The sequence below is a fragment of the Mesorhizobium sp. LNHC232B00 genome (assembly GCF_000502435.1).
Classification (GTDB): Bacteria; Pseudomonadota; Alphaproteobacteria; order Rhizobiales; family Rhizobiaceae; genus Mesorhizobium; species Mesorhizobium opportunistum.
In genome coordinates this window covers 31,351-45,476 of record NZ_AYWP01000034.1, presented here as the reverse complement: position 1 = coordinate 45,476, position 14,126 = coordinate 31,351, and the positions used below count along the sequence as shown (strand labels likewise).

Here is a 14,126-nt window from a genome sequence, read left to right as displayed (position 1 = left end):
CGAACGGCATCATGCCACCAAACTAAGGGTAGCTGTCCGGCGACGACCGCACAACTGGCTCCGATGGGCTCGATCAGGCAGGCGATCCGGTTCCCGTCCCACCTCGCGTGCCGCTGTGGACCGGAGTGTCGGCGGCAATGGATAAGAAAGGGCGAACATCGATGGTTAACAACAGGTTGCGGCATGAAGCGGGGCCGTGCCGCGACGAATCGCCATCGATTCCATGTGTCATATGGGTAGCCATTTTGGCAAAGTCTTGCCAAATGCCGGAAAACGACCAAATGTCGCGGATTGCTTCAAACCGCTTCGCGCACAGTCAAACACTCCCCGAAAGCAGGACATGATGAACCCGAGACCGTCGATCGCCTTTGCAAAATTCGCCGCGCCCCAGACGGCGGCGAGCAGGAAGGGCACCGTCCTCGTGCTGTCGGCGGATGACGGCGGCTTGACCGATGCTGCCAAGGCTTACGATCCCGGCAAGACGCTGGAGCGCGCTTTCCCGGTGGCCGAGTTCACCGGCAAGTTCGCCGGCGTCGTCGAAATTCTGGCGCCGGAGGGATCCTCGCTCGACAGGTTGGTCGCGATCGGCGCCGGCAAGGCGTCGGGGCTCGACGAATATGCCTGGCTGAAACTCGGCGGCACGATTGCGGCGTCGCTGCGCAAGGCAACCGATGTGGCCGTGGTGCTCGACCTGGCGGGCGCCTCGCCCGATGGCAAGGATGCCGCCAGCCTCGCGGCGGGCATTCTCCTGCGCAGCTATTCCTTCGACAAGTACAAGACCAGGAAGGACAAGGATGACGCAAAGGCCGATCCCAGGAAGCCGGCCAAGGTCACCATCCACACCGCCGACCCGGCAGGCGCCAAGAAGGCCTTCGCGGATGCCGAGGCGGTGATCGACGGCGTGCTTCTGGCGCGCGACCTGGTCAACGAGCCGGCAAACGTGCTGGGACCGGTCGAGTTCGCTGCCCGCGCCAAGGAACTCGAGGCGCTCGGCGTCAAGGTCGAGATCCTGGCCGAGAAGGAGATGAAGAAGCTCGGCATGGGCTCGCTGCTCGGCGTCGCGCAAGGCTCGCCTCGCGGTGCCCGCATGGCCGTCATGCAGTGGAACGGCGGCAAGCCCAAGGACAGCCCTGTCGCCTTCGTCGGCAAGGGCGTCACCTTCGACACCGGCGGCAATTCGATCAAGCCGGCGTCGGGCATGGAAGACATGAAGGGCGACATGGGCGGTGCCGCTGCGGTCACCGGCCTGATGCATGCGCTGGCCGCCCGCAAGGCGAAGGCCAATGTCGTCGGCATCATCGGCTTGGTGGAAAACGCCGTCGACGGCCATGCCCAGCGCCCCGGCGACATTGTCACGTCCATGTCGGGGCAGACCATCGAGGTGCTCAATACCGACGCGGAAGGGCGCCTCGTGCTGGCCGACGCGCTGTGGTACTGCAACGACCGCTTCCAGCCGAAATTCATGGTCAATCTGGCGACGCTGACCGGCGCCATCATGGTCGCGCTCGGTGTGCATTACGCCGGCCTGTTCTCCAACAATGACGAGTTGGCGCAAAGGCTGACGGCGGCGGGCCAGTCGACGCAGGAGCGGCTGTGGCGCATGCCGCTCGGCGCCGAATACGACAAGCTGATCGATTCCAAAAACGCCGACATGAAGAACATCGGCGGCCGCTACGGCGGCGCGATCATCGCCGCGCAGTTCCTGCAGCGCTTCGTCAAGGACACGCCCTGGGCGCATCTCGACATCGCCGGCACGGCGATGGGCTCGCCGTCGAACGAGATCAACCAGTCGTGGGCCTCGGGCTTTGGCGTGCGGCTGCTCGACCGCCTGGTGCGCGATCATTACGAGAGCTGACCTCGATTCATGGCCGAAGTGCTGTTCTACCATCTGACCGAATCGACGCTGGAGGATGCGCTGCCGGGTCTGCTCGAGCGCAGCGTCGATCGCGGCTGGCGCGCCGTGGTGCAGACCGGCGCCGAGGAGCGGCGCGACGCGCTAGACCAGCACCTGTGGACCTTCCGGGACGATTCGTTCCTGGCGCACGCGACCGATCGTGAGGCCTATCCCGGCGAACAGCCTATCCTGTTGACCACCGGCGACGGCAATCCCAACGAAGCCAAAATAAGGTTCCTTGTCGATGGCGCGGCGCCGCCCGACCTCAGCAGCTACGAGCGTGCCGTGTTCCTGTTCGACGGCCATGACGCCGCCCAGGTCGATGCGGCCCGGGCGCATTGGAAGACGATGAAGGACGCGGGCCACGCCGTGACCTATTGGCAACAGACGCCGGACCGGCGCTGGGAGCGCAAGGCTTAGCCCTGCGGCTATTGCCCGCCCATTTCCTTCTTGAATGTCGCGAAATCGACCTGCATGCCATTGAAGATGGTGCTCCAGTGGCGGGTCAGCGCGGACATCGCCACCGCTTCCTGGATCTCCTCTTCGGTGGCGCCGGCTCGCTTGGCGTCCCGCGTGTCCGACCATATGCAGTAGTTGCACGGAATCTGCGCCGCCACCGCCAGTGAGATCAGCGACTTGACCTTTGGCGGCAGCGCCGTCTTGTCGCTGAGCTCGATGGCCTTGACCTCGGCCCAGGCACCGGGCAGACCGGCTTTTGGAAACTGCTTCACGAAGCTGGGCACGCCGCCCATGGTCGACTGGATATCCTTTATCGTCACATCATAGTCGTCGGCGTACACTGGCGCCGTGGCGAGCGAGAAGATGCAGGCCGAAGCGGCGAGCGCCTGCGCGACGGCGCCAACGCAAGCTAGTTGTCCGGCAAGGTGCGATTACAAGGTGATTGTCCGAATGCGCTTTCTGTTTGTCCTGATCCTGCTGGCCGGCGCCGGCGTCGGCGTCATCTATCCCTGGGCGATGACCAATTTTTCCGGCCGCGAGATCGGCACCTGGCGGGTCTATGAGCAGGGCCGCTTCAGACCGCTGACCGTGCCACTGAAGAGCCGCGATGCACCGGTGCGGGTGCTTGTCGACCTGACCGCGAGGGCCGAACGCATCGTTTCACAGCAGCGTACGGTGCTGACGCTGACCGCGGCCACCAATGGGCGCACCGTGCTCGCCTCGACGCTGCAGTTCAACCACGTGGACAACCCGCGCCAGGCCAGTCCGCAACTGCCCGACAAGATCTTTCGCGACGAGGCCGGACTGATCCCGGCGGTCAGCACCGGTTCCTACCTCTTCACCGTCGGCCCGGGCGATGCCGAGGACATACCGATGCGGGCGGTCGACCTGATCTTGCGCTCCGGTGTCGGCGAAACCGACAGCCGTGCGCGGCCGGTCGGCTTCTCCCTGATGGCGGTCGGCTTGATCGGCCTCCTGCTGTCCCTGCGCTTCGGCGGCGGCCGGCCGGACAATCCGAACTCGCAGCCGCCACCGCCGCGCTGGGGCAGGGGGGCCACGTGAACTACCGTCACGCCTACCACGCCGGAAATTTTGCCGACGTCGTCAAGCATGTCGTGCTGACGCGCCTGCTCGAATACCTGAAGCAGAAGGACAAGGCGTTTCGCGTCGTCGATACCCATGCCGGCATTGGCCGCTACGATCTGTCGTCAGTCGAAGCCCAGAAGACCGGCGAATGGCAAGACGGCATCGGCCGGCTGATCGACGCCTCGTTCGATGCCGGGGCGGCGGCGCTGCTGGCGCCCTACCTGGAGACGGTGCGGTCGCTCAATCCCGAGGGCGGTGTGAAGAAATATCCAGGCTCACCGCTGCTCGCACGCGATCTCCTGCGCAAGCAGGACCGGTTGTCGGCGATCGAACTCCACCCCAAGGACGCCGGGAGGCTGAAGGCGGAATTCGCCGGCGATTTCCAGGTGAGGGTGATGGAACTCGACGGCTGGCTGGCGCTCGGGGCGCATGTACCGCCGAAGGAAAAGCGCGGCCTCGTGCTCATCGATCCGCCATTCGAGGAAGAGGGCGAGTTCGCCCGCCTCGTCGACGGGCTCATAAGGGCGCACAAGCGCTGGCCCGGCGGCATCTATGCGCTGTGGTACCCGATCAAGGACCGCAAGGCGATCATCGCCTTCAGGAAAGCGCTGAAGCAATCCGGCATCCCGAAAATCCTCGATATAGAATTCGAGATCAGGCCGGCCTCATCGGAACCCAGTCTCGACGGCAGCGGCATGGTGGTGGTCAATCCGCCCTTCACGCTGGAAGCCGAATTGCGAACCGTGTTGCCGGCACTGCACAACTTGCTCGCCGTGGCAAAGCCGGCGCACTGGACGCTGGAGTGGCTGGCCGGGGAATAGGTCAAGGTTTCAAACTGGGAAACCATTGTTTCGGCAACCGCTTGACCGACGCCAAGCGAATCCGCACAGTGCGCGCAATCGACCTTGAGAGGCTGTCATGACTCGCTTCGCCAAATCCGCACTTGCTGCCCTGATTTCGCTCTGCACTTCGCTCGCCGCGCCCCTCGGTGTCACCCAGGCTGTGCAGGCGGCCGACCTTGTCGGCGTCTATCCCGATGACGATGGCGGCGTCTGCGGCGAGCCCTGGGTGCTGAACAAGATCACCCACCGCTTCTCCTACCAGGTGCATCACGTGCCGCACCTGCCGGATGTGCAGATCACCGATTTCCGGCGCATCCACCAGCACCGCTATCTGCCCGCCAACGACACCTGGCCGATCGGTCGCCGCTATTGCGGCGCCACCGTCAGCCTCTCCGACGGCCGTGACCGGACCATCTGGTATCTGATCGAGGAAGGCCAGGGCTTCGCTTCGATCGGCGACAATGTCGAATTCTGCGTTTCGGGCTTCGACCGCTGGATGGTCTACAACGGCCGCTGCCGCGTCCTGCGCTGAACGCAGCCTTCCTTTCGCGATCCCTTTTCGCGCCCGCAGCCTGATCGGCTGCGGGCGCTTTCGCGTACTGTGTTGACAGGCTGTGCGATCCATCTCGCCATCGTTGCGCTCGGCGCCGTCTGCCCCGGCTACCAACCATGACGACAAGGGACGTGCCGATCGAACCGGGCGGCAGCAGCGCCACGATCGACAAAGGATTGCTTGCCATACTCGCCGTCACGATGCTCGGTCCCCCTAGCGCGCCAGTTCACCCTGGCGGCCGGCGCGGTGCCGGTGCCTCCCGTCGTGACTCGGTTGGCAGTACCGTCGAGGCCGTGGTGATTGGCGGACGCGTCATGCTTGCCGGTCGAGCCCGCAAACTGTTGCGCACGCCAGGCATCGTGCGTCGCGTCGACCGCGCGGCTGGCGGCGTGATGATTGGCGCCGGCGTCGCCGTGGTCGCCACACACTGAAAGCGTTGCCGGCCGCGACCGATGGCCAATGATCTACGAAGAGCGCCGCCGCGTTCTGGGCTGAGGGCGATCCGCCGCCGGTTCCGCTTCATCGAGGATGGCCCGAAGCCAGGCGGCATGACTGCGAAAGGCGCGCCGCCCCATCGTTGTTGCCCAGACCCGCGTTTGCGGCCGCCGCTCGACGAAAAGCTTTTCGACATCGACGTAGCCGGCCCTTGCAAGCGTCTCGATGTGCGCGCCGAGATTGCCGTGCGTGGCTTCGACCATGTCCTTTAATCGGGTGAATTCAAGCGCTTCGCGCCTGTCCAGCGTGTGCAGGATGGCCATGATCCTGAGCCGCGTGCTTTGATGGATGACCTCGTCGGCGCTCATGAATTGGCTCCGGCATGAAAAGGCCGCGGGTGATCGACGGCGATGCCGTCGCCATGGAGCGTCACCCCCGCGTTTCCCCACAGCGACGGCGTCCTTTCCTCTTCTGCGATCGGCATCGAAACAGCCCTTTGTTTTGCACAGAATACTCTGTCATGCAGAGTAGTCTGTCAACTGGTCAAAAGGTGAGACGATGGAATCAAGCTTGACAAGGTGATGGACAGATCGGTCATCGCATTGCTCTCACGGTCTGCGTAGATCGTGCAGCCACCAAAGATGATTGTATCGACGAAGCATTGGCTCGTGATGTTCGCGGCTGACGATCGATGCGCGAGGCTGGTTGTTGATCTTCGAAGCTTCACGCCACGAATGGTCTCGCTGCACGCGAAGAATGCCGATATCAAATTGCTGGCGATGTCTGAAGATCAGCGGCGAATTTTTGCGATGACGAGTGAGATCGTGTGTGGATCTCAACCAAAATTTAAGCTGACAAAATCATACCATTGCTTCGCTGGCTAGCGAGCCGCGAGTCAGATATGCATTGCGCGCCGGGGTCATTCACGGCCATCGGCATAACGTGAAGGGGCATGACATGGCTAAGCAGTCATCTAAAGCGCCGGCATCCAAGGCACCGGCAAAGAAAGCACCCGCAAAAGCAGTCGCGGCGAAGGCCGCAACGGCAGTGAAAAAAGCAGCGCCTGCGAAGGCGGCGGCAAAGCCCGCAGCGAAGGCACCGGCGAAGAAGCCCGTGGCCAAGGCTGCGGCGAAACCGGCAGTGAAGAAGGCAGCGCCGGCCAAGGCAGCGGCAAAGCCGGCAGCCAAGGCAGCACCGGCGAAGAAGCCTGCGGCCAAGGCGGCGGCGAAACCCGCGGCCAAGGCAGCGGCAAAACCCGCGGCCAAGAAGCCGGCACCGGCGAAGAAGCCTGTGGCCAAGGCCGCGGCAAAGCCTGCTATGAAAGCCGCGGCAGCCTCGACCAAGCCCGCGGTGAAGAAAGCCGCGCCGAAGGCCAAGGCAGCGCCTGCGAAGGCGAAGGCTCCGGCCAAGAAGTAGACCGGCCGTTGGGGCGTCGCGCGTCCTTCGGGACTCGGCAAGGACGCTCTGACGCTCTGGATCGAACTATCTCGGCAACGGCTTCGGCCCCGGTGGCTGAACGTCGGGGAAGGGCAGAGGGCAAGCAAAGCGAGGCGCCGGTTGGCTGCCTCGCTCGCCTGCCTGATTGTCTCCTTGCCGCGCTTGGCGGAGGGTCCCGATGCAATGCTCGGGACCTATGAAACGCGAACGCAGGTATGAGTCCCATCAGCCTGCCGTCGACGTCCGCCCGTGTTTTCCAACGTACCAATCCGTAGCTTGTCGAGATGCTTTGGGCAGGAACCGCAATCGGTTCCTGGCTGCTATTTTTTCGCGTTCTGGCGGTTGATCGCAAGAACCTGTCAGTCGACAGTGGACGTCTGCAAACAGGAAACCGATCATGCCGAAACTGCTCTACGCATCCACCTCTCCTTACAGCTCCAAGGTAAGGATGGCCGCGGCCTATGCCGGGATCGCGATCGAGCAGGTTCCGGTCAAGACCGAGGACCGGCCGGCCGACCTGATCGGCGCCAATCCGCTTGGCAAGATTCCGGTGCTGGTGCTCGACGACGGCCGTTCCATTCACGATAGCCGCGCCATCACCCAGCATCTCAACCGGATTTCGAAGAACGTGCTGTTCCCGCGCAATCCCGACAAGCGGTTGGAGGCCGAGGTGCTGGAGGCGCTGGCCGACGGCATTTGCGACTGCGCGCTGTCGATGGTCTATGAGCGCCGCACCCGGCCTGAGGAGATGGTCTATCAGCCCTGGCTCGACCGCCAGTGGGCGAAGATCACGGCTGCTCTCGATCAGCTCAATGCCAACCCGCCCAAACTGCCGAAGAAGATCACCGCCGGGCAGATGGCCTTGCGGGCCTGCCTTGGCTATCTCTCCTTGCGCTTTGCCGGGAAGTGGGAAAAGGGCCGTGGCCGGCTCACCCGCTGGGCCGCGCGCTTCGACGAAAAATTCCCGGAACTGAAACCTGCGGTTCCGGGCTGACGGGGCGGGCTTGTCGTCGACAATGGAGATTAGCGAAGCCGAGGCGACGAACCAATCTCCCCCCTTGCGGGGAAGATGCCCGGCAGGGCAGAGGGGTGCTGGCGCGGCAGCGTGGACAATAAAAAAGCCGGGCACGAGGCCCGGCTTTTTCGTGTCGTGGCTTGAACGACTTAGAACTTCATACCGAGGCCGAAGGTCACGCGGTTGTCGGTGGCCTTGACCTTGCCAATACCGCCGTCGAAGCTCTTGCTGCCGAAGTCGGTGTAGCGGTACTCGACGCGGCCGAACACGTTGTCGGTCAGCTTGATGTCGGTACCGACGCCGGCGGTCCAGCCGAGCATGGTGGCGGTATCGCTGGTGGCGAGGACGCTGTCCTCAACCTTCAGGCTTCTGCCGGCGAGACCGCCGGTGCCATAGAGCAGGATTTCCGGGGTCACAGCGTAGCCGAGACGGGCACGCAGCGAGCCTTCGAAGCCGCCCTTGGAGTGGATGCCGTTGTCGTCACCCTTGACGCCGTTATAGCCGAGTTCGGCTTCACCGCCGTACACGAAGTTCTCCTGCTGCCACTGATAGCCGCCGAAGACGCTGCCGACGAAGCCCTTGGTGTCGGTCGAAACGCCGAAATCCTTTTCCTTGGTACGGCCGCTGAAGCCATAACCAAGATTGATACCGGCATAGGGGCCGGCCCAGGAGGCGACGGGCAGTTCGGCAACCGGGGCGGGTGCCGGCGGCTCTTCCTGGACGACGTCTGCGGCATAGGCAGTTCCGCCGAGGGCGAAGAGCCCGAGCGCGACGGCCAGCGGCCGTGCGAATTTGAGATTGGCTTGCATTGTTCTTTACTCCTTAAGCCACAGGACACAGGCTTGTTTCTCACGATCGCCATCAACCCGTCCGGGGGGTGAAACGGATCTGGCGTTCGTCGGTTCCAAATGTCGTGTCAAAATGCGGCTGAACCGAACCTGAACTTGGGTCATTCCCCGGCACGAATGAGGCAGAACCTTGACGTTGCATCTTCGCAACAGCGAAATGTCAGCAGCCCGGTCATGTTGCGCTGCACACCGCTTGGTGCAAGGAGTCCAGCGCCCTATATTGGAGTGCTGCCGGCCTCGGGAACACGGCGAGTCGGAATACCCGCCGGGCGGTTTCGCCACAATGCTGCCCCAGGTGCAAACGCTGTTTAACGGATGGCAGGCCATATTTTGCCGGGCACCGTTTTTCGTGCCGAAATTGAGGATTGACAGAAGATGAGCAAAGCCACCGCGGCGCTGGTGACCGGCGGGGCGAAACGGATCGGCAAGGCGATCGTCGAGGATCTCGCCGGCCATGGTTTTGCAGTCGCCATCCACTCCAACCGCTCGCACGACGAGGCGGACGCGTTGGCCGCGGGGATTAACCGGTCTGGCGGCCGCGCCGCCGTGGTCGCGGCGGACTTGACCGACATGGACGCCGTCAGCGACCTCGTCGGCCAGGCGGAAGCAGCGCTTGGCCCGATCTCGCTGCTGGTCAACAACGCGTCGCTCTTCGTCAACGATTCGGTTGAGGATTTCGACTGGCAGGCCTGGGACCGCCACTTCGCCATTCACGTGAAAACCCCGGCGCTGCTGGCGCGGAATTTCGCCCGCGCCTTGCCGGAAGGGCGCGAGGGGCTGATCGTCAACATCATCGATCAGCGGGTCTGGCGGCCGACCCCGCGTTATTTTTCCTATGCGCTGTCGAAGTCGGCACTATGGACCCAGACCCAGATGCTGGCACAGGCGCTCGGCCCCCGCATCCGTGTCAACGCGATCGGTCCGGGCCCAACGCTGAAGAACCTGCGCCAGGACGATTCCGATTTCGATGCGCAGGTCGCCGGCCTGATCCTGAAGCGCGGCCCGGAATTGCCGGAATTTGGCGCCACAATACGCTATCTCTGGGAGGCGCGCTCGGTCACCGGCCAGATGATCGCGCTCGATGGCGGCCAGCACCTTGCGTGGCAGACGCCCGATGTGACAGGCATGACGGAATGAGTCCTTTGGATCACAAGAACAAGGCGCGCGGCGGCGCCGAAGATATTCCTCCCGAAATCGACATCGAGGACGAAGCGCTCGAGGAGATCGTCGAACCCGCCGGCCCGGATGTCGCCTTCACGGCGATCGACTGGACGCCACATGCCGGCGACGCCGAAGGCATGGTCGGTGCCGAGGTGATCCAGACGCTGGTCAAGCGGTTGCCCAATGCGCCAGGCGTTTATCGCATGATGAACGCCGCCGGCGACGTGCTCTATGTCGGCAAGGCGCGCAGCCTGAAGAAGCGCGTCACCAACTACGCGCAAGGCAGGTTCCACACCAACCGCATCGGCCGCATGGTGCGCGAAACGTCGACGATGGAGTTCGTCGTCACCCGCACCGAGATCGAGGCGCTGCTGCTTGAAGCCAATCTTATCAAGCGCTTGCGGCCGCGATTCAACGTTCTGATGCGGGACGACAAGTCGTTTCCCTATATCCTTTTGACCGGCGACCATGTCTCGCCGGGCATCTACAAGCATCGCGGCGCGCGCTCGCGCAAGGGCGACTATTTCGGGCCCTTTGCCTCGGCGGGCGCTGTCGGCCGCACCATCAATTCGCTGCAGCGCGCCTTCCTGCTGCGCAGCTGCACCAACTCCTTCTACGAGAACCGGACGCGGCCCTGCCTGCTCTACCAGATCAAGCGCTGCGCCGGTCCGTGTACGGGAGAAATCTCGCATGAGGGCTATGCCGAACTGGTCGAGGAGGCGAAGGATTTTCTCTCCGGCCGCAGCCAGAAGGTGAAGACCGAGATTTCGGCCGCCATGCAGCAGGCTTCGGAAGCTCTCGATTTCGAGCGCGCGGCCATCTATCGCGACCGGCTGGCCGCGCTGTCGCACGTGCAGAGCCATCAGGGCATCAACCCGGCGACGGTCGACGAGGCCGACGTCTTCGCCATCCACCAGGAGGGCGGCCAGATCTGCATCCAGGTGTTCTTCTTCCGCACCGGCCAGAACTGGGGCAACCGCGCCTATTTCCCGAAGGCCGATCCGGCGCTGGAAGGATCGGAAGTGCTGGGCTCGTTCCTGGCGCAGTTCTATGACGACAAGCCGACACCGCGTGCCATTCTTCTGTCGCAGGCTGTCGAGGACCAGGAACTGTTAGCGGAGGCGCTGTCGACCCGGGCCGGCCGCAAGGTGGCGATCTCGGTGCCGCAGCGCGGCGAGAAGAAGGACCTGACCGACAATGCCTTGCAGAATGCGCGCGAGGCGCTTGGCCGCCGGCTGGCCGAAACCTCGACGCAAGGCCGATTGCTTGCCGGTTTCGCCGAGACATTCGGCCTGGCCAAGCCACCCGTGCGCATCGAGGTCTACGACAACTCGCATATCATGGGCACGAATGCGGTCGGCGCGATGGTTGTAGCAGGGCCGGAAGGCTTTGTGAAAAACCAGTACCGGAAATTCAACATCCGCTCGACCGAGATCACGCCGGGTGACGATTTCGGCATGATGCGCGAAGTGATGGAGCGGCGCTTTTCGCGGCTGCTCAAGGAACATGGCGATGTCACACCGGATGACGGTACGACAGCAGGTGACGATATCGAAGACGATATCTCCGGCAGCTTCCCGGCATGGCCCGACGTCATCCTGATCGATGGCGGTCAGGGCCAGATGACAGCGGTGCGCAAGATCCTCTCGGATCTCGGCATCGAGGACCGCGTCGTGGCCATCGGCATCGCCAAGGGCCAGGACCGCGATGCCGGGCGCGAGCGCTTCTTCGTCAAGGGCAGGGACTCGTTTTCGCTGCCCGTGCGCGACCCCGTGCTCTATTTCGTCCAGCGCCTGCGCGACGAGGTCCACCGCTTCGCCATCGGTTCGCACCGGGCCCGCCGCAAGAAGGAAATGGTCAAGAGCCCGCTCGACGAGATCAGCGGCATCGGCCCGGGCCGCAAGCGCGCTCTGCTTTTGCATTTCGGCACCGCCAAGGCGGTCAGCCGTGCCGCCATCGAGGATCTGAGGAAGGTCGACGGTATTTCCGAACAGGTGGCGAAACTGGTCTACAATCACTTCCATGAAAGTTGAAAATTCGGCACTTTCATCTGGCCAGTCGAATCTGGCCTGTTGACCCCCTACATTCGCTTCTGATTTGAGTACGCAGGCAGAAAGAGTCTCCCAGACATGGCCCAGCGCGCGTTCAACCTGCCCAACATGCTCACCTATGCCCGCATCATCGCGGTGCCGCTGGTCGTGCTATGCTTTTTTCTCGAGGGGCATCTGAAGTCGAGCGACTTCGCCCGCTGGTCGGCGCTGGTCATATTCCTGCTGGCCTCCATCACCGATTACTTCGACGGCTATTTCGCACGCGCCTGGCAGCAGACCTCCAACATCGGCAAGATGCTCGATCCGATCGCCGACAAACTGCTGGTCGCCACCTGTCTCCTGCTCTTGGCGGCCGACACCGACCGCCATGCCGGTATCGCCGGATGGTCGCTGTGGGCCGCGATCATCATCCTGTGCCGCGAGATCCTGGTTTCGGGCCTGCGCGAATATCTGGCGGCACTCAAGGTCTCGGTGCCGGTGACGCAGCTTGCCAAGTGGAAGACCACCATCCAGATGGTCGCCATCGCCTTCCTGCTGGCGGGGCCGGCCGGCGACAAGATCTTCCCGCTGACCACGCAGACCGGCCTGGTGCTGTTGTGGATCGCCGCACTCGTGACGCTTTACACCGGCTATGACTATTTCCGTGCCGGCCTCAAACACATCATGGACGAGTGAGATGCGGCTCATCTATTTCGCCTGGGTCCGCGAGCGGATCGGCACATCGGAGGAAGACGTCGAATTGCCCGACGGCATCGACACTGTCGCCGACCTGTTGCGCTGGCTTCAGTCGCGCGGCGAGGGCTACGAGCAGGCGCTGCAGTTTCCCGACGTGATCCGCGTTGCCATCAACCAGGAGCATGTGGATCACCGTGAGAAGATATCCGGCGCGCGTGAGATCGCGCTGTTCCCGCCGATGACCGGGGGCTGACACATGTCTGCCGCCGTGTTGCCGACGGTGCGCATTCAGCGCCAGGATTTCGACGTTGCCGCCGAGATCGCCGCATTGACACAAGGCCGCGCCGACATTGGCGCCGTGGTCACCTTCTCTGGTCTCTGCCGCGACGAGCAAGGTGCGCTCTCGGCGCTTGAGCTCGAGCACTATCCCGGCATGGCGGAGGCCGAAATCGGCCGTATCGCGGCCGAGGCTGCCGAACGCTGGCCGCTGCAAGGCCTCACCGTCATCCACCGCCATGGCAAGATCGCGCCGGGAGAGAACATCGTGCTGGTGATGGCCGCGTCGGCGCATCGCCAGGCCGCGTTCGAGGCGGCCGATTTCCTCATGGACTATCTCAAGTCGCGCGCACCCTTCTGGAAGAAGGAGCACCGCGCCGATGGTTCCGAGGGCGGCTGGGTCGAGGCCAAGGAAACCGACGCCCGGGCGGCGGGACGCTGGAAGTCGCCGGAATAAATCCCGCAGCAGTCATGCCCCGCAGCAGTCATGCATTGACCGCATTCCTTCGGCCAATTGGCGGAAGTCATGGGCAAGGGAGATGGTCATGCTGGACAGGCTCGCGGAATTCTTCGTCTTCGGTTTCGTGCCTCTGGTGGTCGGCATCCTGGCGGTGCCGGAGCTGTCCGTGGCCGCCGAGAAGGCGGTGAGGGGCGAGGTGATCTATCGCGAGCGCATCGCCTTGCCGCCCAATGCCGTGCTCTCCGTCCAGCTTGCCGACGTCTCGTTGGCCGACGCGCCCGCCAGGATCATCGGCGAGCAGAAGATCAAGCCGGCCGGCCAGGTGCCGATCAGTTTCGAGATCAAATTCGACCCCTCCGTCATCCAGCCGCGGATGACCTACGCGCTGCAGGCCCGGATTACCGTCGACGACAAGCTGATGTTCATCTCCGATGTGCGCCATCAGCTCGATCCGCTGGCGGACGCGCCGCAGACCATCCTGCTCAAGATGGTCAAGCAGCGCGCCGAGCCGAAAGCTTTCGTCTTTGGCCAGCTGTGGGTCGTCGATTATGTCGATGGCATCGGCGCCGTCGCCGCGCCGCAAGCGACCTTCCAGGTCAGCGAGGCCGGCAAGGCAGGCGGCAGCGGCCCCTGCAACAGCTATTTCGCCACCGCCAAGATAGAGGGCGAGGCGATCACGATCAGCGGCATCGGCTCGACCTACAAGGCCTGTGCGCCGGAGGTGATGGCAGAGGAAAAGGCACTGTTCGACGCCCTGGCCAGGGCGGCGTCATACAATGTCGAAGCCGGCAAACTCACCATATCAGACAAGGTCGGCCGCGAAATCCTGCGCTTCAGCGCCGCGAGCTAGCCCGTATTTCGATCGCCACGCTTTTCGGCGGGAATAATGCTTTTCGGCGGGAATAATTCGGGCAGGGGAAGCGTTTCTCTCCCA

Annotated in this window: 16 protein-coding genes and 1 pseudogene; 14 read left to right on the top strand and 3 right to left on the bottom strand. The window is 63.6% G+C overall.

Features of this window, described 5'->3' with window-relative positions; genetic code table 11:
* The first annotated feature begins 343 nt into the window (after positions 1 to 343).
* Positions 344 to 1,855, top strand: a complete 1,512-nt coding sequence (locus tag X743_RS142265) for a leucyl aminopeptidase (protein WP_031258543.1) — start codon at positions 344 to 346, stop codon at positions 1,853 to 1,855.
* A gap of 9 nt (positions 1,856 to 1,864) precedes the next feature.
* Positions 1,865 to 2,314: a DNA polymerase III subunit chi gene (locus X743_RS142270; RefSeq protein WP_023768538.1), complete on the top strand. Its 450-nt coding sequence runs from the start codon at positions 1,865 to 1,867 to the stop codon at positions 2,312 to 2,314.
* An 8-nt stretch (positions 2,315 to 2,322) separates the two neighbouring features.
* Here the strand turns inward: X743_RS142270 and X743_RS142275 are convergent, their stop codons facing one another.
* On the bottom strand, positions 2,323 to 2,673 hold the full coding sequence (locus X743_RS142275; protein ID WP_245264319.1) for a carboxymuconolactone decarboxylase family protein: 351 nt from the start codon (positions 2,671 to 2,673) through the stop codon (positions 2,323 to 2,325).
* 130 nt (positions 2,674 to 2,803) lie between these two features.
* Between X743_RS142275 and X743_RS142280 the strand changes: the two genes are divergently transcribed.
* From X743_RS142280 to X743_RS1000000174165, 4 genes and pseudogenes are all read left to right on the top strand, one after another.
* Entirely contained in the window at positions 2,804 to 3,415 is a 612-nt protein-coding gene (locus X743_RS142280; RefSeq protein ID WP_023768536.1) for a hypothetical protein, read from the top strand.
* A complete protein-coding gene (locus X743_RS142285) occupies positions 3,412 to 4,260 on the top strand; it encodes a 23S rRNA (adenine(2030)-N(6))-methyltransferase RlmJ (RefSeq protein WP_023768535.1) in 849 nt (282 codons plus the stop codon). The genes X743_RS142280 and X743_RS142285 overlap by 4 nt, the downstream gene beginning before the upstream one ends.
* Positions 4,261 to 4,357: 97 nt before the next feature.
* Positions 4,358 to 4,813 carry a hypothetical protein gene (locus X743_RS142290; protein WP_023768534.1) on the top strand — a complete coding sequence of 152 codons (456 nt, stop codon included), beginning with the start codon at positions 4,358 to 4,360 and terminating at the stop codon, positions 4,811 to 4,813.
* Positions 4,814 to 5,118: 305 nt separating this feature from the next.
* Positions 5,119 to 5,265 (top strand): annotated as a pseudogene (locus tag X743_RS1000000174165) (LysE family translocator); the annotation flags it as partial.
* 33 nt (positions 5,266 to 5,298) lie between these two features.
* Here X743_RS1000000174165 and X743_RS142300 read toward each other — a convergent pair.
* Positions 5,299 to 5,637: a transcriptional regulator gene (locus X743_RS142300; protein WP_023768532.1), complete on the bottom strand. Its 339-nt coding sequence runs from the start codon at positions 5,635 to 5,637 to the stop codon at positions 5,299 to 5,301.
* Between the two features lie 679 nt (positions 5,638 to 6,316).
* On the opposite strand from X743_RS142300, the gene X743_RS1000000171330 reads away from it, so the two are divergent.
* Both X743_RS1000000171330 and X743_RS142305 read left to right on the top strand, forming a co-directional pair.
* The gene (locus X743_RS1000000171330) at positions 6,317 to 6,685 is read left to right on the top strand and encodes a hypothetical protein (protein ID WP_198028500.1); all 369 of its coding nucleotides are present in this window, start codon (positions 6,317 to 6,319) and stop codon (positions 6,683 to 6,685) included.
* Between the two features lie 418 nt (positions 6,686 to 7,103).
* Positions 7,104 to 7,700 carry a glutathione S-transferase gene (locus X743_RS142305; RefSeq protein ID WP_031258539.1) on the top strand — a complete coding sequence of 199 codons (597 nt, stop codon included), beginning with the start codon at positions 7,104 to 7,106 and terminating at the stop codon, positions 7,698 to 7,700.
* Positions 7,701 to 7,870: 170 nt separating this feature from the next.
* Here X743_RS142305 and X743_RS142310 read toward each other — a convergent pair whose 3' ends face one another.
* Positions 7,871 to 8,530 (bottom strand): outer membrane protein, encoded by a 660-nt coding sequence (locus X743_RS142310; RefSeq protein WP_023768528.1) that lies wholly within the window; start codon positions 8,528 to 8,530, stop codon positions 7,871 to 7,873.
* Between the two features lie 414 nt (positions 8,531 to 8,944).
* On the opposite strand from X743_RS142310, the gene X743_RS142315 reads away from it, so the two are divergent.
* From X743_RS142315 to X743_RS142340, 6 genes are all read left to right on the top strand, one after another.
* Complete coding sequence (locus X743_RS142315; RefSeq protein ID WP_023768527.1) at positions 8,945 to 9,706, top strand: SDR family oxidoreductase; 762 nt, start codon at positions 8,945 to 8,947, stop codon at positions 9,704 to 9,706.
* Positions 9,703 to 11,763 carry an excinuclease ABC subunit UvrC gene (gene uvrC / locus X743_RS142320; protein ID WP_031258538.1) on the top strand — a complete coding sequence of 687 codons (2,061 nt, stop codon included), beginning with the start codon at positions 9,703 to 9,705 and terminating at the stop codon, positions 11,761 to 11,763. The genes X743_RS142315 and uvrC overlap by 4 nt, the downstream gene beginning before the upstream one ends.
* A gap of 96 nt (positions 11,764 to 11,859) precedes the next feature.
* Positions 11,860 to 12,456: a CDP-diacylglycerol--glycerol-3-phosphate 3-phosphatidyltransferase gene (gene pgsA / locus X743_RS142325; RefSeq protein WP_013896263.1), complete on the top strand. Its 597-nt coding sequence runs from the start codon at positions 11,860 to 11,862 to the stop codon at positions 12,454 to 12,456.
* 1 nt (position 12,457) lies between these two features.
* Positions 12,458 to 12,709, top strand: coding sequence for a molybdopterin converting factor subunit 1 (gene moaD, locus X743_RS142330; protein WP_013896262.1), 252 nt, complete (start codon positions 12,458 to 12,460; stop codon positions 12,707 to 12,709).
* A gap of 3 nt (positions 12,710 to 12,712) precedes the next feature.
* Entirely contained in the window at positions 12,713 to 13,189 is a 477-nt protein-coding gene (locus tag X743_RS142335; RefSeq protein ID WP_023768525.1) for a molybdenum cofactor biosynthesis protein MoaE, read from the top strand.
* Between the two features lie 88 nt (positions 13,190 to 13,277).
* Positions 13,278 to 14,042: a YbaY family lipoprotein gene (locus X743_RS142340; RefSeq protein ID WP_031258537.1), complete on the top strand. Its 765-nt coding sequence runs from the start codon at positions 13,278 to 13,280 to the stop codon at positions 14,040 to 14,042.
* Positions 14,043 to 14,126: the final 84 nt, after the last annotated feature.

Coding starts and splice junctions, on each gene's coding strand:
- X743_RS142335 (WP_023768525.1), top strand. CDS start 12,713: ATGTCTGCCGCCGTGTTGCCGACGGTGCGCATTCAGCGCCAGGATTTC.
- uvrC (WP_031258538.1), top strand. CDS start 9,703: ATGAGTCCTTTGGATCACAAGAACAAGGCGCGCGGCGGCGCCGAAGAT.
- X743_RS142280 (WP_023768536.1), top strand. CDS start 2,804: ATGCGCTTTCTGTTTGTCCTGATCCTGCTGGCCGGCGCCGGCGTCGGC.
- X743_RS142315 (WP_023768527.1), top strand. CDS start 8,945: ATGAGCAAAGCCACCGCGGCGCTGGTGACCGGCGGGGCGAAACGGATC.
- X743_RS142340 (WP_031258537.1), top strand. CDS start 13,278: ATGCTGGACAGGCTCGCGGAATTCTTCGTCTTCGGTTTCGTGCCTCTG.
- X743_RS142265 (WP_031258543.1), top strand. CDS start 344: ATGAACCCGAGACCGTCGATCGCCTTTGCAAAATTCGCCGCGCCCCAG.
- X743_RS142290 (WP_023768534.1), top strand. CDS start 4,358: ATGACTCGCTTCGCCAAATCCGCACTTGCTGCCCTGATTTCGCTCTGC.
- X743_RS142270 (WP_023768538.1), top strand. CDS start 1,865: ATGGCCGAAGTGCTGTTCTACCATCTGACCGAATCGACGCTGGAGGAT.
- moaD (WP_013896262.1), top strand. CDS start 12,458: ATGCGGCTCATCTATTTCGCCTGGGTCCGCGAGCGGATCGGCACATCG.
- X743_RS142310 (WP_023768528.1), bottom strand. CDS start 8,530: ATGCAAGCCAATCTCAAATTCGCACGGCCGCTGGCCGTCGCGCTCGGG.
- pgsA (WP_013896263.1), top strand. CDS start 11,860: ATGGCCCAGCGCGCGTTCAACCTGCCCAACATGCTCACCTATGCCCGC.
- X743_RS142305 (WP_031258539.1), top strand. CDS start 7,104: ATGCCGAAACTGCTCTACGCATCCACCTCTCCTTACAGCTCCAAGGTA.
- X743_RS142300 (WP_023768532.1), bottom strand. CDS start 5,637: ATGAGCGCCGACGAGGTCATCCATCAAAGCACGCGGCTCAGGATCATG.